Origin of the sequence: Streptomyces sp. NPDC005963, assembly GCF_040638655.1 — a bacterium.
Taxonomy (GTDB): Bacteria; Actinomycetota; Actinomycetes; order Streptomycetales; family Streptomycetaceae; genus Streptomyces.
Window position 1 is genome coordinate 21,550 of sequence record NZ_JBEXVD010000028.1, and the last position, 18,278, is coordinate 39,827.

The following is an 18,278-nucleotide window of genomic DNA, read 5'->3' on the forward strand; positions in this document are numbered from 1 at the left end:
ACCAGATGACCGTGAGACAACTGTCCCTGCCGGAGCTGGCCGCCGTCTGCGTACGGTTGGGCGTACGGGGGGTGGGCCTCTGGCGGGAACCGGTGCGCGCCCACGGGGTACGGGCGACGGCCGCGCTGATGGAGTCCGCCGGACTGACCGTCACCAGCCTCTGCCGGGGCGGCTTCTTCACCGCGGCGGACCAGCGGGGAAGAGATCGTGCCCTCGGTGACAACAGGGCCGCGGTCGACGAGGCGGCAGCCCTCGGTACGGATACGTTGGTACTGGTCAGCGGTGGTCTACCGGAGGGCAGCCGCGATCTGGTGGGAGCCCGGGAGCAGGTGGCCGAAGCACTTGCCGTACTCGCTCCCTACGCGGCTGAACGGGGCGTGCGGCTGGCCATCGAGCCGCTGCACCCGATGTACGCGGCCGACCGCTGCGTCATCTCCACCCTCCACCAGGCACTGGAGCTCGCCTGCCGCTTTCCGCCCTCCTGGGTGGGAGTGGTGGTGGACACCTACCACGTCTGGTGGGACGAATGGGCGCCACAGACGGTGGCCAGCGCCGGGGAGCAGGGCCGCATCCACTCCTTCCAACTGGCCGACTGGACCACGCCCCTCCCGGCGGGCGTGCTCACGGGGCGCGGGCAGCTCGGCGACGGTTCCATCGAACTGCGGCGCTGGCGGGAGCGGGTCGAAGCGGCGGGATATCGGGGGCCGATGGAGGTGGAGCTGTTCAACGAGGTGCTCTGGTCGCGGGACGGTGCCGAGGTGGTCGCCGAGACGCTCAGGCGGTTCCACGAGCACGTGGGGTGAGGCGCCCCGCCCGCCGTACCAGGTCCGTCGCTGCTCTCCTGCTCTCCTGTACTCCTGCTTTCTTGCTTTCCTGCTTTGCCGTGTCCGGGTTCTCGCCTGAGCCCTGGAAGCGGGACGATCGAGGCCGAGTGCGGCCTGGCCGGAACGGGACGCTGGTCGAGGTGCTGGCGAGGTGCCGGTCGAGGTGCCGGTCGAGGGGAGACAAAAAATCTTCCCGGGCGGTGCAACCCTTCCGCGTCCATGCGTGTCGTAGCTGGTGTCAGGACTTCCGGGGGGGATCTGGGGGGATTCTGGGGTTCCTGACGGAGGGGAAAGGGAGGGGCCCGGTCCATGGCCGGGTCCTCCTCATTTCCGGACCGTCTACCTCTGAACTGTCCGACAACGCGATTCGTTCGCTGATGGCTCAGTGGCGCTCGGTGGCCCTCAGCGGCGTACGCCGTGCACGGATCGGGCTCGGCCTACGGATGGCGTACGCCGGAATGTTCCGGGTTATCCACAGGCGGGGCGGCTTGTCGGACCGAGACGGTAGCGTCGGATCATGTCCCAAACGACAGTGCCTCAGCTGGCGGTCGTCGAAGGTGTCCTGGAGCGCGTCACCTACGCCAACGAGGAGAACGGCTACACGGTGGCGCGCGTCGACACCGGTCGCGGCGCGAATGATCTCCTCACCGTGGTCGGCTCGCTGCTCGGTGCCCAACCCGGCGAGTCCCTGCGCATGGAGGGCCGCTGGGGCTCGCATCCGCAGTACGGCAAACAGTTCACCGTGGAGAACTACACGACGGTCCTCCCCGCCACCATCCAGGGCATCCGCCGCTATCTCGGCTCCGGGTTGATCAAGGGCATCGGCCCCAAGATCGCCGAACGCATCGTGGACCACTTCGGGGTCGACACGCTCGACGTCATCGAGCAGGAGCCGAAGAGGCTGGTCGAGGTCCCCGGTCTCGGCCCCAAGCGGACCAAGCTGATCGGTGTGGCCTGGGAGGAACAGAAGGCCATCAAGGAGGTGATGGTCTTCCTCCAGGGCGTCGGCGTCTCCACCTCCATCGCCGTCCGCATCTACAAGAAGTACGAGGACGCCTCGATCTCCGTGGTGAAGAACCAGCCCTACCGGCTGGCGGCGGACGTGTGGGGCATCGGCTTCCTCACCGCGGACAAGATCGCCCAGGCCGTGGGCATTCCGCATGACAGCCCGGAGCGGGTCAAGGCCGGCCTCCAGTACGCCCTGTCGCAATCCACCGATCAGGGGCACTGCTTCCTGCCCGAGGACCGGCTGATCTCCGACGCGGTCAAGTTGCTCCAGGTGGACATCGGGCTGGTGATCGAATGCCTTGCGGAGCTGGCGGCCGAAGAAGAGGGCGTCGTCAGGGAACGGGTGCCCGCACCGGATGGCGGAGACCCGTTGACCGCGGTCTATCTGGTGCCCTTCCACCGGGCAGAAATATCGCTCTCCGCCCAACTCCAACGCTTGCTGGGTGCCGCGGACGACAGGCTGCCCGCCTTCCAGGACGTGGAGTGGGACAAGGCACTGGGCTGGCTCGCCGAGCGCACCGGTGTGGAGCTGGCCCCCGAGCAGCAGGCGGCCGTTCGGCTCGCGCTCACCAGCCGGGTCGCGGTGCTCACCGGAGGCCCCGGCTGCGGAAAGTCGTTCACCGTGCGATCGGTGGTGGAGCTCGCGCGGGCCAAGAAGGCGAAGGTGGTGCTGGCAGCACCCACGGGCCGTGCGGCCAAGCGGCTCTCCGAGCTCACCGGCGCCGAGGCGTCCACGGTGCACCGACTGCTGGAGCTGAAGCCGGGCGGGGATGCCGCGTACGACAGGGACCGGCCCCTGGACGCGGATCTGGTGGTGGTCGACGAGGCGTCGATGCTCGATCTGCTCCTCGCCAACAAGCTGGTCAAAGCGGTCGCTCCCGGTGCCCACCTGCTGTTGGTGGGGGACGTGGACCAATTGCCGAGCGTGGGTGCGGGGGAGGTGTTGCGCGATCTCCTCGCCGATGGCGGGCCCATCCCCAGCGTCCGACTCACCCGGATCTTCCGGCAGGCCCAGCAATCGGGCGTGGTCACCAACGCCCATCGCATCAACTCGGGCGTTCCTCCCCTCACTTCCGGCTTGACGGACTTCTTCCTCTTCGTCGAAGAGGAGACCGAGGACGCCGGGAGGCTCACTGTCGATGTTGCCGCGCGAAGAATTCCAGCCAAATTCGGCCTCGATCCTCGGCGAGATGTTCAGGTTCTCGCCCCTATGCACCGAGGCCCCGCGGGCGCTGGCACCCTCAACGGCCTTCTTCAGCAGGCCATTACGCCCGCCCGCCCGGATGTGGCCGAGAAGCGTTTTGGCGGGAGGATTTTTCGCGTCGGCGACAAGGTCACGCAGATTCGCAACAATTATGAGAAGGGAGAGAACGGTGTCTTTAATGGAACGGTGGGCGTCGTCACCTCCCTTCACCTGGACGATCAGCGACTCACCGTGCTGACAGATGAGGACGAGGAGGTTCCGTATGAGTTCGATGAACTCGATGAGCTGGCCCATGCCTATGCGGTCACCATCCATCGCTCTCAGGGCAGCGAGTACCCGGCGGTGGTGATCCCGGTCACCACCGGCGCGTGGATGATGCTCCAGCGAAATCTGCTCTACACGGCCGTCACCCGAGCCAAGAAGCTCGTCGTCCTCGTCGGCTCCCGCAAAGCGATCGGGCAGGCGGTCCGCACGGTTTCCGCAGGCAGACGGTTCACCGCGCTGGACCACCGACTGAGCCGCGACTGAGGCGGGCACACTCGTCCGCTCGGGGGAAGCGCTTTGGTACCAGGGTGGGAAATGCCACCTCGACTTCCGGTTTCCCGCCTGACGGGGCAGGATGGGCAGGCTTGGCGGCACTCAGTGCCGCCAAAGGGTCAATCGGTCGACCCCGAGTGCACTCTGCTGAGCCAAGTGGGGGATGGTAGAGACAGTCAGGGCACCTCGAAGAAGAGGCACTACGTCGGTGAGGGATGACGTGAGCGACAACTCTGTAGTACTGCGGTACGGCGACGGCGAGTACACCTACCCGGTGGCCGAGAGCACCGTCGGTGACAAGGGCTTCGACATCGGGAAGCTCCGAGCCCAAACCGGTCTGGTGACCCTGGACAGCGGCTATGGCAATACGGCCGCCTACAAATCCTCGATCACCTATCTCGACGGCGAAGAGGGAATCCTCCGCTACCGCGGGTATCCCATCGAGCAGCTGGCGGAGCGCTCCAGCTTCCTCGAAGTGGCGTACCTGCTGATCAACGGCGAGCTTCCCACGGTCGACGAGCTCGCCGAGTTCCGCGGCGAGATCACCCAGCACACGCTGCTGCACGAGGACGTCAAGCGGTTCTTCGACGGCTTCCCGCGTGACGCCCACCCCATGGCCATGCTCTCCTCGGTGGTCAGCGCGCTGTCGACGTTCTACCAGGACAGCCACAACCCGTTCGACGAGAAGCAGCGGCACCTCTCCACGATCCGGCTGCTCGCCAAGCTGCCCACGATCGCGGCGTACGCCTACAAGAAGTCGATCGGTCACCCCTTCGTCTACCCGCGCAACGACCTCGGGTACGTCGAGAACTTCCTGCGGATGACCTTCTCGGTCCCCGCGCAGGAGTACGACCTCGACCCGGTCGTGGTCGCGGCCCTCGACAAGCTGCTGATCCTGCACGCGGACCACGAGCAGAACTGTTCGACGTCCACGGTGCGCCTGGTCGGCTCCTCCCAGGCGAACATGTTCGCCTCGATCTCCGCCGGCATCTCGGCGCTCTGGGGTCCGCTGCACGGCGGCGCCAACCAGTCCGTGCTGGAGATGCTGGAGGGCATCAGGGCCTCCGGCGGCAACGTCGACTCCTTCATCAACAAGGTGAAGAACAAGGAGGACGGCGTCCGCCTGATGGGCTTCGGCCACCGGGTCTACAAGAACTTCGACCCGCGGGCGCAGATCATCAAGGCCGCCGCCCACGACGTGCTCTCGGCGCTCGGCAAGTCTGACGAGCTGCTCGACATCGCGCTCAAGCTCGAAGAGCACGCGCTCTCCGACAGCTACTTCGTGGAGCGCAAGCTCTACCCGAACGTCGACTTCTACACCGGCCTGATCTACCGGGCTATGGGCTTCCCGACCGAGATGTTCACGGTGCTGTTCGCGCTCGGCCGGCTGCCCGGCTGGATCGCGCAGTGGCACGAGATGATCAAGGAGCCGGGTTCGCGGATCGGCCGTCCGCGGCAGATCTACACGGGCGTCGTCGAGCGCGACTTCATTCCCGTCGAGGCCCGCTGAGCCCTTCCCGGCTGCCGCTAGGGCCGCCGACGCCCTGGATAGGCGTCGAGCTCGCCAGAGCCCCCGGGGCTCGACCACCGGGGTCGCTGCCCGTTGAGGCCCTGCGTCCCCAGTTCCGTACGGCTGCCCGTGGACGGGCGTCCTGGCAGCCGTACGGTTCAGCGTCACGCTGCCGGAGTGCCCTCTCAGGGCACTCCGGCGCCACTGTTTCAGGGCCGGATCCCCTTGGCGCGGAGACCGGACCTCAAGGGTAGGCACTGCGTGCCGCGTCGCGCCGACCCCCGACGAGCCGGGGTCCAACGGGTGCATCCGCTTGCGCCGTTGTGCGCATGCACCGGCTGCCCGAAGTGACTCGCCCTTCGGGGCTCCGCAGTCCGTACCGGGCCCGTTGCTGCCCTCTGGGCGTAGGCCTGTCTGCCGCTGTTCTGCCGCTGTGACGCCCCGCGCTGTGCCCTGCCCTGTCGCCTTACTGTGCTGCGTTGGGTCGGGCTGCGTTGGGCTGCGTTGGGTCGGGCTGCGGTGGGTTGCGTGCCCACAGGCCGAATGGCTCCGCGCAACGATCACTGTGCGTCGTCGCATCGAGGGTTCTTCGGCGGCTGGTTCTGGCCGGTCGGTTGGACAGGAGCCGCGCTTCGGGCAACGTCCCACCGCCTCCGTACGGAACGAGGCGCCACCCGTGTGGACCCCTTCGGGTGCGGTGTCGTGTTGCATGTCGTGTGCGCCGAGCGCGCCGTGTTTCTGCTTGGCCGGTGGGGGCGGTCGTTCGACGGGCCGGCGCGATGCACTCTCGCGGAGTGAGCCATGGGTGCTGCCATGGAGGGCCAACCGAGAAGAGGCGTCCGGACGTGCTCCGGGCGCCCGCGGTCACAAGCCCGAGCCCGTAGTGGCCTCTCCAGGCCCTGAGCGGCCCTGTGGGGCACTTGTGGCACCACGGTGGGCTCCCCGGGGCGTCCGATGCCCGGACGGCCCGTAGAAGACGAAAGCGCCCCGCCGCCGATCCCCCCACGGGTCGACGAGCGGGGCGCTTCCCATATCCCCGGAGCGGATTCCCCCCACGGGATCCGGCCGGGTGTCTCTGCTGCTTGGGGGACCTCCGAGACGGATTCCCCCCACGGGATCCGATCGGGTGTCCCTGCCGCAGCAGAAGCTCCACACGCGGTCTGCCGGGGTACGTACGCACGGGAGGGCCGCTCAAAGCTCCCCGGGCACGTGCCCCGGCCAACGCTTGCCTGGAATGTCCCCCAAGACATCCCACGAACGTCCCCCAAGACGTTCCTGGCATCGCCCATTTAGACTCATGCGGAGCCTCAATGGTTACCCCTCAATATCTGTGATCTAGGTCTCTTTGTGAAGGTCTTGTGCCTCACATGAGCTCAGTTGAACGACCGTAGACGCAGGGCGTTCGTGACCACAAAAACGGATGAAGCGGCCATGGCAAACCCAACGATCATGGGTTTGAACTGGCCGGATGCCGCAAGAGGTAGTGCGGCTACGTTATCGCCAAAGGCCCAAAAAAGATTCCCTTTGGTGGTCCTGAGTGTCCGACGCGCGAGACGGATCGCGTCCGCGGCCACCCGTAGAACTCCCCGGATGAGAGTGAGATCACTCGCCCCGGCGGCGGTATCCGGGCCCGTTTTCGGCGGCGGATCCGGATCTGTCGTGGCGAACGCCCTCGTGTCGCCGGTGTCGGCCCGTCGAGTGCCGCTCCGTGCGCCTGGCCCGGAACCCTTCGCGTGACCTCCGCACCGTCCTTCGCCGGCGCCTGAGAACACGCCTCGTCATTGCCGGCCTCGGCCATCGCGCCAGTGGGCGGTGGGTGGGCGGTGGGTCGGCCGGAAGAGGTGCGTCGGTCGCACTGCGCTGCCGTGTCACCGCTGAGCCGCCGCCGTGTCGCAATCTCGGCGTCCGAGGTCTCCGTCGAGCGGGATCGGTAGGAGGCCCGGCGGTTTGCCCTCGCAGGCCGCCTAGACGGCCATACGGCCCCTGAGGGGGTCAGAATCATCCTGCGTCCCGTTCGGTGTGGCCGCAGGCGTCAGGGGCCTCTCCGGCAGCCGTATGCCGGCGTCTGTGGGCAGTCGGGCCCGTTCGACCGGTCCCCGTTGGCTTTCGATCGTCCCGTATCCCAACTCTGGCGGGGGCGGGTGTCGAGCGCGCTTCGGCACCTTTCGGAGCGAACCGGGCGATGGGGTGCTCCGGCTGTGCTCTTCTGAGCACCGGTGCAGGGGTGAGCCCAGGAAGGGGGCCGCCCGCCGGCCTGTCGCCACGTGAAGACACCGGACGTGGTGAGGGCCGTCGTCGTCCGTCGCACGACCGGTCCTCGGCGCCCGCCCAAGGCACGCCGTGCCGCACTCGGTTGTTCGTTTCGAGCGGGTCTTGGGCCGGCGGCCGAAGGAGGCAGCCGGGCTGGCGGCTTCTCCGGTGGAACGCCGAGCAGCTGACCCCGTGGGGTCGTCACGGCGAAAGGCGTGATGGATTCCCGCCATCCCGGCGGACCCGGAGGGCAGTGCCCAGAGTGACGGCGCGGGGCATGGGGAGACGAGCCCGTCCTTGTGGCTGCTTCGCTCGCCGCGCAGTCGGGTCCGGGCAGGGCGGTGAACCATCGAGCCGTACCCCACCAGCCAACTGATCGGATACGGCTCGACGGCTGGGTTGTTCTCACCCGGTCCGGTGCGGTTCGGGTTCGGTGACTGTCAGTCGGCCGGGCCCGGGCTTCTCGTTCAGGCCTTGCCCACCAGCTCGTACCCGGCCTCGTCCACGGCGTCGCGCACGGCGGCCTCGTCGAGGGGGGCCTCGGACACGACGGTCACCAGACCGGTCGCGGCCACGGCCTGGACGGACGTGACGCCCGCGATGGCGGAGACCTCGGTCGAGATCGCGCCTTCGCAGTGGCCGCAGGTCATTCCGGCGACCTGGTAGACGGTGGTCACGGCGCCTTCCGCCGCGGCGTCGGCCGAGTCGGTGCCGCAGGTACTGCCGCCGCAGCAACTGGAGGCGGGGGCGTTCTCGATGATCTCGATCTCGGTCTTCGCGGTCATGTCGTTCTCCTCGCAGGGCATTGGGGATGCGCCTGTCGCGGCGCACCAGTGGCGTACCAGAGGCCCCCGAGACGGCCGGGACCCTGTGCTACGCAAATATACTATACCCCTAGGGGGTATGAAATCGCCGGTGGTGGGAGTTCAGGGTGTCCCTCTGGCGGCGCGCTGGGCCACGGGGCAGTGCTCGTCCTCGGGGAACAGTGGGTCCAGGTAGCGGTACAGGACCGTCTTGATCTCCGACGCGTACGACTGCCGTTCCTCACCCTCGTGGGCGAGGACGAGATCGAGGCCCGCTTTGAAGATGGTGAGCGCGGTGTTGGCGATGCGGGAGAGTTCGGCGGGCGGCAGGTCGGGCAGGTAGGTGGCGAACACCTCCTCGATCCGGGCCAGCAGGCTCAGGTGGATGGCGTTGAACTCCTGGGCGATCTGACCGGGTGTGTCGTGTCCGTGGATCAGGACCGCGAAGGCCGGGTTGTCGTAGTTGAAGGCGAACAGCGGATCGAGGACGTCGTCCAGGAGCGTGTCGAGGGGCAGCGGCTGTCCTGCGGCGACGAGGGCGGTGCCGTGGGACTCGCGCCAGCGCTCCAGGAGCCGACCGCCCAGTTCGATGGCGATGGCTTCCTTGTTCGGGAAGAACTGGTAGAGCGTGCCGGGGGAGACGCCGGCCTCCCGGGCGATGGCGTTGGTGGTGGCCGCGGTGTAGCCGGACGTGGTGAAGACGGTCGCCGCCGCGTCGAGGAGCTGGGCGATCCGGCGCTCTCCGCGCGCCTGCCGCCGGCGCGGCTTGGCGGCCGTGGGTGTGGGTGCGGACTCCGGATCGGGCGCGATTTCCGGAGTTTCCGACTCCGGTTTTGTCGTCTCCGGCACTGATATCCCCAGCTTCCTGGCGCGGTTGACAAACGCGAGTGGTCGCTCGCATTCTTGGGGTCAATGCGAGCGATTGCTCGTGTTTGCCAAGTCTATGGCAATGGTCGTCCCATGCTGCCTGCTCGTATGCCTGCGCATGGGCCACGGTGAAGGGGACACCGCACCATGTCCGAAGTCAACAGCCTGCCCCCGCGTCGGGGGCGGGTCGGTGGGTGGACCCGATTCGTCACTGCGCGACCACGACTCTCGCTGCTCGCAGCCCTGGTCCTCACCGTGCTCGCGGTCTTCGCGGGCAGCGGGGTGGCGGATCGCATGGGAAGCGGTGGGTGGACCGACCCGGCCGCCGAATCGTCGTACGCCACCAAGGCGCTGGAGCGCGAGTTTCCGGCGTCCCAGCCGAATCTGCTTCTCCTGGTCGACAGTGGCCCGGAAGGCGTGGACAGCGCGAAGGTTGCGGCCGAGGGGCGTCGGTTGACCGAGCGCCTCGCTGCCGAGGAGGGGATCTCGGGTGTCGGCTCGTACTGGCGGCACCCCTTGCCGGCCCTCCGGTCGGAGGACGGACGGCAAGCGCTCATCGCAGCCCGGGTCCTGGGTGATGAGAAGACCAAGGCCGAGGTGCTCCAGCGGATAGCCCCGGAGTACCGGGGGGCGCACGGTCCGGTGGAGGTCTCCCTCGGAGGGCCGGTCGCCGTGGAGCATGAAATGACCACGATCATCCAGGAAGACCTGCTGCTGGCCGAGGCGATCGCCCTACCGGTGACGCTGATCCTCCTGGTCATGGTCTTCGGAAGCGCCGTTGCGGCAGTGTTGCCGCTGCTGGTCGGGATCGTGGCGATCTTGGGCACCAATGCGCTGCTGAGGGGCCTCACGGAGTTCACTGATGTCTCGGTCTTCGCGATGAACCTCACCACCGCGCTGGGGCTGGGACTGGCCATTGACTACGCGCTGTTCATCGTGCGCCGGTTCCGGGAGGAACTGGCCGGTGGCCTTGAGGTCAGGGAGGCGGTGGGAGCGACCCTGCGCACCGCGGGGCGCACCGTTCTCTTCTCGGCCCTGACGGTGGCGGTGTCCCTGGCGGCCATGCTGGTCTTTCCGCAGTACTTCCTCCGCTCGTTCGCCTATGCGGGAGCGGCGGTGGTCCTACTGGCGGCCGGTGCGGCTCTGATCCTGTTGCCAGCTGCGCTGATGCTCCTCGGACACCGGGTCAACGCCCTGGATCTGAGGGCTGCCTTTCGACGCCGAAGGAACCGCAGCGAGCCCGATAGCGGTCAGCGCGGTGGCGCCGAGGGGACCACGAAGGACGGGGCCACGAAGCGCGAGGTTGCAGCGGATGGGGCCGCGCGGGATGGCGTCGTAGCGCACGGAGCCCCGGGGGGCGGGGGCGCATCGGCGGGCGAGCGTGGAGGCTGGACCCGACTCGCGGATCTGGTCATGCGAAGGGCTTCGCTGTTCGCCTTCACCACGATTGCGGCACTGCTCCTCCTGGGGCTCCCCTTCCTGGATGTGAAGTTCGGTACCCCGGATGATCGGCAACTCCCCGCGAGTGCCGAGTCCCGTGTGGTGCAGGAGGAGATCCGCGAGCGATTCGCCGGAAGCCCCGACGGGGCGGTCGAGATCTTCGCGGGGCCGCTCACCGACGAAGGGGAGAGCGGACGTGCGGGCGGGACACCCGCCGCGTACGCGGAGTACCGCGACCGAATAGCCGACCTCCCCGGAGTGCTGCGGGTGGACGGACCGGCCGTGTCGGGCAGCGCCGCCTACTTCACCGTTCAGCCCGACGGGGAAGCGGTGGGCGAGAGCGCCCAGCAGTTGGTGCACGACCTGCGCGAGGTGCCCGCGCCCTTTGAGACGTCGGTGACGGGCAGGGCCGCCGTTCTGGAGGACTCCAAGGCTGCGATCGCGGACAAGTTGCCGTTGGCGCTGGGGATCATCGTCGTGGCCACGTTGCTTCTGGTCTTCCTCCTGACCGGCAGTGTGCTGATTCCCCTTCAGGCGGTCGTCCTGAATGCGCTGAGTCTCACCGCCATGTTCGGTGCGGTCGTCTGGGTCTTCCAGGACGGCAACTTCTCCGGACTGCTGGGCTTCACTCCCACAGGAGATATCGAGACCAATCTGCCGGTGCTGATGTTCTGCATCGCCTTCGGCCTCTCGATGGACTACGGAGTCTTTCTGCTCTCCCGCATCAAGGAGGAGTACGACCACTCGGGCAACCACGAACACGCCGTGCGCTTCGGCCTTCAACGCACCGGCGGTCTGATCACCGCGGCGGCCGTGATCCTCGCCGTGGTGATGGTGGCCATCGGTACCTCGCGGGTCACCAACACCAAGATGCTCGGTCTCGGTATCGCCCTCGCGGTGCTGATGGACGCGATGGTGGTGCGCAGTCTGCTGGTGCCGTCGGTGATGAAGCTGATGGGGAAGTGGAGTTGGTGGGCACCGGCGCCCCTGCAACGGTTCCACCAGCGGTTCGGACTGAGCGAAGGCGACACACCGGCCTCCGGCGCTTCCGAAGGTGAGCGTTCGGGTGGCGGGGGAGCCCAGGGGCGCGAGGTGGCCCCTGACGAAGCGGCCCACGACGAAGCGGCTCACGACGAAGGGGCGATGGAGCAAGTGGCAGGCCCCGCGTCAGCTGATCGGACCAAGGTCTGACAACCGGCAGGAGCATCTGACGACTGGCAGCAGCATCTGACGACCAGCAGGAGCAGGTGCAACAGCAGTTAACGAGCTCGTTAGGGGGAGCGAGGGGGGAACGGAACAGGGGCCGGAAACCGGGCGGTCCCGCACCCAAGGTTGGTGTGCGGGACCGCCCGGCAGAGACACAGGAGTCAGTTGGCGCGACCTCTGTTTCCGGGACGGTTGGCGACCCATACGCGAATGGTGTCGGCGTACCAGTAGGGCTTGCCGGCCTCGACCAGATCGGGTGGCGGGAGCTGTCCGTGCTTGCGGTAGGAGCGGACCGTGTCGGGCTGTACCCGGATGTGAGCAGCGATCTCCTTGTAGGACCAGAGCCTCTTGTCCGTCATGTGGCACCTCCCTGCGTGCGCGACAGCGGCGACCTGGGGGCCGTCGGGGGAGCCGTCGTGCGGACGCTGGCGATCATGAGAGTGCGCCTGCCGGACCGCCCTCGGAACAGGGAAGAAGGCTCTGTCGACCCCCCGTGACGGAAATCCCGCGTAATGGAGATATGTGTGATCAGAGGGCGACAACGGTGACAGATGTGATGAGTGAGCTTCAGGCGCCGCACATACGCAGGTAGCGACGGGTACGGCGGGCGATGGGCAGTGGTTTGTCCGGTGGGCAGGGATACATGTCCTGCTCGACGATCGCGAAGAGTTCCACGCCCAGAGCATCGGCCGCGCTCAGTACGGGTTCCAGGGCGGGAACGCCGGAGGGTGGCTCACACATCACTCCGCGTGCCACGGCTGGACCGAAGGGGATCTGATCGGCAATCACCTCCGCCAGGATCTGCGGGTCCACCTGCTTGAGGTGGAGATAGCCGATCCGTTCGCCGTACGTCTCGATCAGGGTGGCGCTGTCACCGCCGCAGTAGGCGTAATGGCCGGTGTCCAGACAGAGGGAGACCAGATCCGGATCGGTGGCGTCGAGGAAGCGGCTGACGTTCTCTTCGCTGTCAATGTGGGTGTCCGCATGGGGGTGGACCACGATCTTCAGCCCGTAGCGCTCACGCACCTCCTGGCCGAGACGTTCGGTCTGGACGACCAGATCACGCCATTGACGGGAGGTCAGAGTGCCGTCCTCCACGATCCGGCCGGTCTTGTCGTCCCTCCAGAAGGCGGGGATGACCACCAGGTGCTCGGCACCCATGGCCCGGGTGAGGGCGGCGATGTCGGACACGTGCGCCCAGGTCGACTCCCAGACGTCGGGGCCACGGTGCAGGGCGGTGAAAACCGTACCCGCCGACACCTTGAGACCTCGACGAATGGTTTCGCCATGAAGCACCGCGGGATCGGTGGGGAGGTATCCATAGGGGCCGAGCTCGATCCACTCGTAGCCGGCGCGTGCGACCTCGTCGAGGAACCGTTGCCACGGCACCTGGTGGGGGTCGTCGGGGAACCACACCCCCCAGGAGTCGGGGGCGGAGCCGACCCGGATGCGGTTCAGTGCGGGGACGGGGGAGCTCATGCGGCCGAGCCTTACGGCCGCTCCGAAAGGGTGTCAAGTCAACGTCCGAATGTCAGGACAAAATGTTGACAGCGTTCGGCGGACGGGACTAGACCTGGATGGGACCCGCGCAGAGAGGCGAAGGGACGCGCATGCCGCAGCCGCACCAACCGGAGCCCTTCGACGTCATCACGATGGGACGCATCGGGGTGGATCTCTATCCACTGCGCACGGGCGTGCCTCTGGCGAGGGTCGATGTGTTCGGCAAGTTCCTCGGCGGTTCGGCGACCAACGTCGCCGTCGGTGCCGCACGGCTCGGACGACGTACGGCGGTCATCACCCGCACCGGCGCCGATGCCTTCGGCGACTACCTCCATCAGGCGCTCGTCGAGTTCGGCGTCGACGACCGCTGGGTGACCCCCGTACCGGGGCTTCTGACCCCCGTCACCTTCTGCGAGATCTTCCCCCCGGACGACTTTCCCCTCTGGTTCTACCGGCAGCCCAAAGCGCCCGACCTGGAGATCGCGATCCAGGACCTCGATCTGGGCGCGATCCGCTCGGCGCGCGTCTTCTGGACGACCGGTACCGGACTGTGCGAAGAGCCCAGTCGCGCCACCACGCTGGCGGCGCTCGCGCATCGCGACCGCGCGGGGATCACCGTGTTCGACCTCGACTGGCGGCCCATGTTCTGGGAGGACCCTGCGGCTGCCCGCCCGCACTACCGCAAGGCGCTGACCCTGGCCACGGTGGCCGTCGGCAATCTCGACGAGTGCGAGATCGCCACCGGTGAACGCGAGCCGTCCGCAGCGGCCCGGGCGCTGATCGCAGCGGGGGTGGAGCTCGCCGTCGTCAAACAGGGCCCGGACGGCGTGTTGGCGCTGCACCGCGACGGCACGAGCGTCCAGGTGCCCCCGGTCCCGGTGGAGGTGGTCAACGGGCTGGGCGCGGGAGACGCCTTCGGCGGGGCCCTCTGCCACGGGCTGCTCGCCGGTTGGGACCTGGAGCGAGTGATGCGCCACGCGAATGCCGCCGGAGCCATCGTCGCCGCACGGCTCGCCTGCTCCACGGCCATGCCGTACGCGGCGGAAGTCGACCAGGTGATGTCCGGCGGGCCCGTACCGCCCTCGCCCACCCCACCACCGACCGCCCCGCCACTCCCACCTGAACCGCCGCCCGTGGCGTCGGGCCGACCCCCGTCGCCCCCGTCGCCCGTGGCGTCCGTCCCGACCCCGCCGGGTGTCCCGGTCGACGGCCCCGGAGGCCACCCATGAGCCGGGTCGACATCAGCGAGCTGATCGGCATCCGGGCCCATCACCCCGAGGCCGTGGCGGAGGCCGCAGCACGGCGCCGAAAACGCGCCCGTCTCCTCGGTGCGAGCGGCCGACTCATGATCATCGCTGCCGACCATCCGGCCCGGGGCGCGCTCGCCGTAGGACCCAGCCCGCTCGCCATGGCCAACCGTCTCGACCTCCTGGAACGGCTCTGCCTCGCCCTCTCCCGCCCCGGTGTGGACGGGGTCCTCGCCACCGCCGACATCCTCGACGACCTGCTCCTGCTCGGAGCGCTCCACGACAAGGTCGTCATGGGTTCCATGAACCGCGGCGGACTCGCCGGCGCCGTCTTCGAACTGGACGACCGCTTCACGGGCCACCGCCCACAGGACCTCGCCCGCCTCGGCTTCGACGCCGGCAAACTGCTGCTCCGCATCGACTACCAGGACCCGGCCTCCCTCGACACCCTGCACGCCAGCGCACGCATCGTCGACGAGATGGCCGCACACCGACTGCCCGTCTTCGTCGAGCCCTTCATCTGCCAGCGGAGCGGAGGACGTCTCCACACCGATCTCAGTGCCGGGGCGATCACCCGTTCCATCGCCATCGCCTCCGGTCTCGCCGGAACCTCCGCGTACACCTGGCTCAAGGTCCCGGTGGCCGATGACCCTGAAGCGATGGGGACCGTGCTGGAGACCTCCATCCTGCCCGCGGTCATCCTCGGCGGGGACATCGGCACGGACCAGGACGCCGCCTACGCCAAGTGGCACCGAGCCCTGCGATTGCCCACCGTCCAGGGCCTCGTCGTGGGAAGGTCACTGCTCTATCCGGCGGACGGAGACGTCGCCGCCGCCGTCGACACCGCCGTAGGACTGCTGTAGGGGGGTACGGAGAGAACATGAGCGCCGATCACACCCATGCCGTGCCGCCCGGGCCGAGCCCTCACCTTCCGGCCGGCAGCGCGCACAGCGGGCCCTACGCACTGCGCATCGATCCCGCCCGCGCGGGATGGACCCATGCCTCCCTGCGCATCCTGGAACTGCCCCCCGGCGGCGCCCACTCCCTGGACACGGGCGACAGCGAATGGATCGTCCTGCCCCTCAGCGGCGGCTGCACCGTACATGCGGATGGAGAGTTCTTCGAACTGCACGGAAGGGAAGGTGTATTTGGCGGAGCGACGGACTTCGCCTATCTGCCGCGTGATGCGCACGCACAGATCGCCTCCGGTGCGGGAGGTCGCTTCGCCCTGGCAGGAGCGAAGTGCGAGCGACGACTCCCCGCTCGCTACGGCCCCGCGCCGGAGGTACCGGTCGAGCTCCGAGGCTCGGGCGCCTGCTCGCGCCAGGTCAACAACTTCGCCGCCGCCGACGTCTTCGACTGCGATCGACTCATCGCCGTGGAGGTCCTCACCCCCGGCGGCAACTGGTCGTCCTACCCGCCGCACAAGCACGACGAACCCGTGCCCGGGGTGGAGTCCGAGTTGGAGGAGATCTACTACTTCGAAATCGATCGGGGCGGTACGGGATTCCACCAGGTGTCGCCCTCCCGGCCGGGAGGTACTGAGTTGCTCGCCGAGGTCCGCAGCGGTGACGTCGTCCTCGTACCCGACGGATGGCACGGTCCGTCCATCGCCGCTCCCGGACGGGACATGTACTACCTCAATGTGATGGCGGGACCGGGGCCTCGGGAGTGGCTCATCCGGGACCATCCTGACCACGGCTGGATCCGGGACACCTGGCCGGACCAGTCCATGGACCCTCGGCTGCCGCTCCATCGGCCGTCGGACCCGGCGGCCGAACCGAGCGCCCCCGCCCCCGCTTCCGACGGTGTCCAACCGGCCGAGGGCCGCTGATGACCAGCCGTCGACTCACCGTCGCCCAGGCACTGATCACCTTCCTCAGTCGCCAGTACTCCGAGCGTGACGGACGCCGGCAGCGGCTCATCAGCGCCACCTGGGGCATCTTCGGCCATGGGAACGTCGCCGGCATCGGTCAGGCACTCGTGGAGTCGGGCACCGGCCCCCATCCACCTGCGCCGCAATCCGGCACCGGCCCGAGCCCGTACGCGACCGGCACCGGCACCGGCGTTGAATCAGTTGAATCAAGCGTCCACCGTGCCGGCGACGAAGGGCACGGTCACGGCGGGGGCGGCCGAGGCCGACGACCCGTCATGCCGTTCCTCCAGGGACGCAACGAGCAGGCGATGGTCCACGCAGCCGTCGGCTATGCACGGCAGTCGCGCCGGCTCTCCGCCCATGCGGTCACCACGTCCATCGGCCCCGGTGCCACCAATCTCGTCACCGGCGCCGCGCTCGCCACCATCAACCGCCTCCCCGTGCTGCTGCTGCCCGGTGACGCCTTCGCCACCCGCCCTGCCGATCCGGTGCTGCAACAACTCGAAACCCCGCACGCGGGCGATCTGTCCGTCAACGACGCGCTACGACCGGTCTCCCGCTACTTCGACCGCATCACCCGCCCCGAAGCCCTGATCCCGGCCGCGCTCCAGGCCATGCGGGTCCTCACCGACCCCGCGGAGACCGGAGCGGTCACGCTGGCCCTGCCGCAGGACGTGCAGACGGAGGCGTACGACTGGCCCGAGGAGTTCTTCGCCCAGCGGATCTGGCGGGTGGACCGGCCGCGCCCCGATCGCGACGCGCTCGACGAAGCCCGTCGCCTCCTTGCGACCGCACGCCGCCCCCTCCTCGTCGCCGGCGGCGGAGTCCACCACAGCGAGGCCGAGGGGGCGCTCAGGGCGTTCGCCGACGCCACGGGCGTACCCGTCGCCTCCACGCAGGCCGGAAAGGGGTCCCTCCCGTACGACCACCCCTGTGACATCGGCGGCATCGGTCACACCGGCACTGCGGTCGCCGCCGAGTTGGCCCGTACCGCGGACGTCGTGATCGGCGTCGGCACCCGCTGGTCCGACTTCACCACCGCCTCCTCCACCCTCTTCCAGAACCCCGCCGTTCGATTTCTCAACATCAACGTCACCTCCTTCGACGCCCACAAGATGGCCGGCCTCTCCCTCGTCGCGGACGCCCGCGAAGCCCTCGCCGAACTCTCCGTTGCGCAGCGGGTGCCCCAGGCGTACGAGGAGGAGTACCGCGACGGCAAGGAGCGCTGGGAACAGCGCGTGGACCTCGCCTACCGCGCGGACGACCCCCGCGCCCGCCCCACCCAGACACAGGTGCTCGGAGCGCTCGACGCCCTCGTCGACGAGGACGACATCGTCATCAACGCCGCCGGCTCGCTGCCCGGAGACCTCCACAAGCTGTGGCGCGCCCGGTCCGCCGACCAGTACCACGTCGAGTACGGGTACTCCTGCATGGGCTACGAGATCCCCGCGGCCATCGGCGTCAGTCTGGCCGCGCCTGGCCGGCCCGTCTGGGCGCTCGTCGGCGACGGCACCTATCTGATGAACCCCACGGAGATCGTCACCGCGGTCCAGGAGCACACCCCCATCAAGGTGGTCATCGTCCAGAACCACGGGTACGCGTCGATCGGCGGGCTGTCCGCGTCGGTCGGCGCCGAGGGGTTCGCCACGGCCTACCGCCACCGCGCCCCGGACGGCACGTACACCGGAGCGCCGCTCCCCGTCGATCTGGCCGCCAACGCCGCCTCGCTCGGACTGCGGGTGATCCGGGCCACAACCGTGGACGACCTGCGGCGGGCGCTCGCCGATGCCCGTACCGCGGACGTTCCCACAGGTGTCTACATCGAGACCGAAACCGCAGACACTGTGTCGAGCCCTCCCCCGGCACAGGCGTGGTGGGATGTTCCCGTGGCAGAGATCGCGACCCGGCAGTCGGCGGTCGAGGCCCGGGAGGAGTACGAGCGGCGCACCGCCGACCGACGCCGCCAGCTGTGAGACATCCGCAGACGTGCCGGCACTTGTGAAGGA

The 18,278-nt window shown here is 68.5% G+C and carries 12 protein-coding genes and 1 pseudogene; 8 read left to right on the forward strand and 5 right to left on the reverse strand.

Translation table 11 applies throughout. The features are described 5' to 3' along the window. Positions 1 to 5: 5 nt before the first annotated feature. The 3 genes from ABZ348_RS28675 to ABZ348_RS28685 all read left to right on the forward strand — a co-directional run bounded on the left by ABZ348_RS28675 (position 6) and on the right by ABZ348_RS28685 (position 5,083). Positions 6 to 803 (forward strand): sugar phosphate isomerase/epimerase family protein, encoded by a 798-nt coding sequence (locus ABZ348_RS28675; protein ID WP_358937956.1) that lies wholly within the window; start codon positions 6 to 8, stop codon positions 801 to 803. A gap of 538 nt (positions 804 to 1,341) precedes the next feature. Continuing rightward, on the forward strand, positions 1,342 to 3,564 hold the full coding sequence (locus tag ABZ348_RS28680) for an ATP-dependent RecD-like DNA helicase (protein ID WP_358937872.1): 2,223 nt from the start codon (positions 1,342 to 1,344) through the stop codon (positions 3,562 to 3,564). 229 nt (positions 3,565 to 3,793) lie between these two features. Then, positions 3,794 to 5,083, forward strand: a complete 1,290-nt coding sequence (locus tag ABZ348_RS28685; protein ID WP_358937874.1) for a citrate synthase — start codon at positions 3,794 to 3,796, stop codon at positions 5,081 to 5,083. 1,373 nt (positions 5,084 to 6,456) lie between these two features. Here ABZ348_RS28685 and ABZ348_RS28690 read toward each other — a convergent pair. From ABZ348_RS28690 to ABZ348_RS28700, 3 genes and pseudogenes are all read right to left on the reverse strand, one after another. Further along, a pseudogene (locus tag ABZ348_RS28690) lies at positions 6,457 to 6,717 on the reverse strand (heavy metal translocating P-type ATPase); the annotation flags it as partial. Positions 6,718 to 7,800: 1,083 nt separating this feature from the next. Continuing rightward, positions 7,801 to 8,118 (reverse strand): heavy-metal-associated domain-containing protein, encoded by a 318-nt coding sequence (locus ABZ348_RS28695; RefSeq protein WP_358937876.1) that lies wholly within the window; start codon positions 8,116 to 8,118, stop codon positions 7,801 to 7,803. 141 nt (positions 8,119 to 8,259) lie between these two features. Continuing rightward, the gene (locus ABZ348_RS28700; protein ID WP_358937958.1) at positions 8,260 to 8,946 is read right to left on the reverse strand and encodes a TetR/AcrR family transcriptional regulator; all 687 of its coding nucleotides are present in this window, start codon (positions 8,944 to 8,946) and stop codon (positions 8,260 to 8,262) included. Between the two features lie 204 nt (positions 8,947 to 9,150). Here ABZ348_RS28700 and ABZ348_RS28705 point away from each other — a divergent pair, with 204 nt between their 5' ends. Then, positions 9,151 to 11,634, forward strand: a complete 2,484-nt coding sequence (locus ABZ348_RS28705; protein WP_358937878.1) for an MMPL family transporter — start codon at positions 9,151 to 9,153, stop codon at positions 11,632 to 11,634. A 176-nt stretch (positions 11,635 to 11,810) separates the two neighbouring features. Here the strand turns inward: ABZ348_RS28705 and ABZ348_RS28710 are convergent, their stop codons facing one another. Together ABZ348_RS28710 and ABZ348_RS28715 are read right to left on the reverse strand one after the other, a co-directional pair. After that, a complete protein-coding gene (locus ABZ348_RS28710) occupies positions 11,811 to 12,008 on the reverse strand; it encodes a MerR family transcriptional regulator (protein WP_358937879.1) in 198 nt (65 codons plus the stop codon). Between the two features lie 208 nt (positions 12,009 to 12,216). After that, complete coding sequence (locus tag ABZ348_RS28715; RefSeq protein ID WP_358937881.1) at positions 12,217 to 13,128, reverse strand: sugar phosphate isomerase/epimerase; 912 nt, start codon at positions 13,126 to 13,128, stop codon at positions 12,217 to 12,219. Positions 13,129 to 13,259: 131 nt separating this feature from the next. Here ABZ348_RS28715 and iolC point away from each other — a divergent pair, with 131 nt between their 5' ends. Genes iolC through iolD form a run of 4 tightly spaced genes read left to right on the forward strand, consistent with a single transcriptional unit; the run spans position 13,260 to position 18,245 of the window. Next, the gene (gene iolC, locus ABZ348_RS28720; RefSeq protein WP_358937883.1) at positions 13,260 to 14,378 is read left to right on the forward strand and encodes a 5-dehydro-2-deoxygluconokinase; all 1,119 of its coding nucleotides are present in this window, start codon (positions 13,260 to 13,262) and stop codon (positions 14,376 to 14,378) included. After that, positions 14,375 to 15,259, forward strand: a complete 885-nt coding sequence (locus ABZ348_RS28725) for a deoxyribose-phosphate aldolase (RefSeq protein ID WP_358937885.1) — start codon at positions 14,375 to 14,377, stop codon at positions 15,257 to 15,259. Before iolC ends, ABZ348_RS28725 begins: the two co-directional genes overlap by 4 nt. Before the next feature lie 17 nt (positions 15,260 to 15,276). Further along, positions 15,277 to 16,230, forward strand: a complete 954-nt coding sequence (iolB, locus tag ABZ348_RS28730) for a 5-deoxy-glucuronate isomerase (protein ID WP_358937886.1) — start codon at positions 15,277 to 15,279, stop codon at positions 16,228 to 16,230. Continuing rightward, a complete protein-coding gene (gene iolD, locus ABZ348_RS28735) occupies positions 16,230 to 18,245 on the forward strand; it encodes a 3D-(3,5/4)-trihydroxycyclohexane-1,2-dione acylhydrolase (decyclizing) (RefSeq protein ID WP_358937888.1) in 2,016 nt (671 codons plus the stop codon). The genes iolB and iolD overlap by 1 nt, the downstream gene beginning before the upstream one ends. Positions 18,246 to 18,278 lie beyond the last annotated feature (33 nt).

Excerpts from the sequence above, each read along its gene's own strand:
- ABZ348_RS28705 (WP_358937878.1), top strand. The coding sequence starts at position 9,151 with ATGTCCGAAGTCAACAGCCTGCCCCCGCGTCGGGGGCGGGTCGGTGGG.
- iolD (WP_358937888.1), top strand. The coding sequence starts at position 16,230 with ATGACCAGCCGTCGACTCACCGTCGCCCAGGCACTGATCACCTTCCTC.
- ABZ348_RS28725 (WP_358937885.1), top strand. The coding sequence starts at position 14,375 with ATGAGCCGGGTCGACATCAGCGAGCTGATCGGCATCCGGGCCCATCAC.
- iolC (WP_358937883.1), top strand. The coding sequence starts at position 13,260 with ATGCCGCAGCCGCACCAACCGGAGCCCTTCGACGTCATCACGATGGGA.
- ABZ348_RS28675 (WP_358937956.1), top strand. The coding sequence starts at position 6 with ATGACCGTGAGACAACTGTCCCTGCCGGAGCTGGCCGCCGTCTGCGTA.
- ABZ348_RS28710 (WP_358937879.1), bottom strand. The coding sequence starts at position 12,008 with ATGACGGACAAGAGGCTCTGGTCCTACAAGGAGATCGCTGCTCACATC.
- ABZ348_RS28680 (WP_358937872.1), top strand. The coding sequence starts at position 1,342 with ATGTCCCAAACGACAGTGCCTCAGCTGGCGGTCGTCGAAGGTGTCCTG.
- ABZ348_RS28695 (WP_358937876.1), bottom strand. The coding sequence starts at position 8,118 with ATGACCGCGAAGACCGAGATCGAGATCATCGAGAACGCCCCCGCCTCC.
- ABZ348_RS28715 (WP_358937881.1), bottom strand. The coding sequence starts at position 13,128 with ATGAGCTCCCCCGTCCCCGCACTGAACCGCATCCGGGTCGGCTCCGCC.
- iolB (WP_358937886.1), top strand. The coding sequence starts at position 15,277 with ATGAGCGCCGATCACACCCATGCCGTGCCGCCCGGGCCGAGCCCTCAC.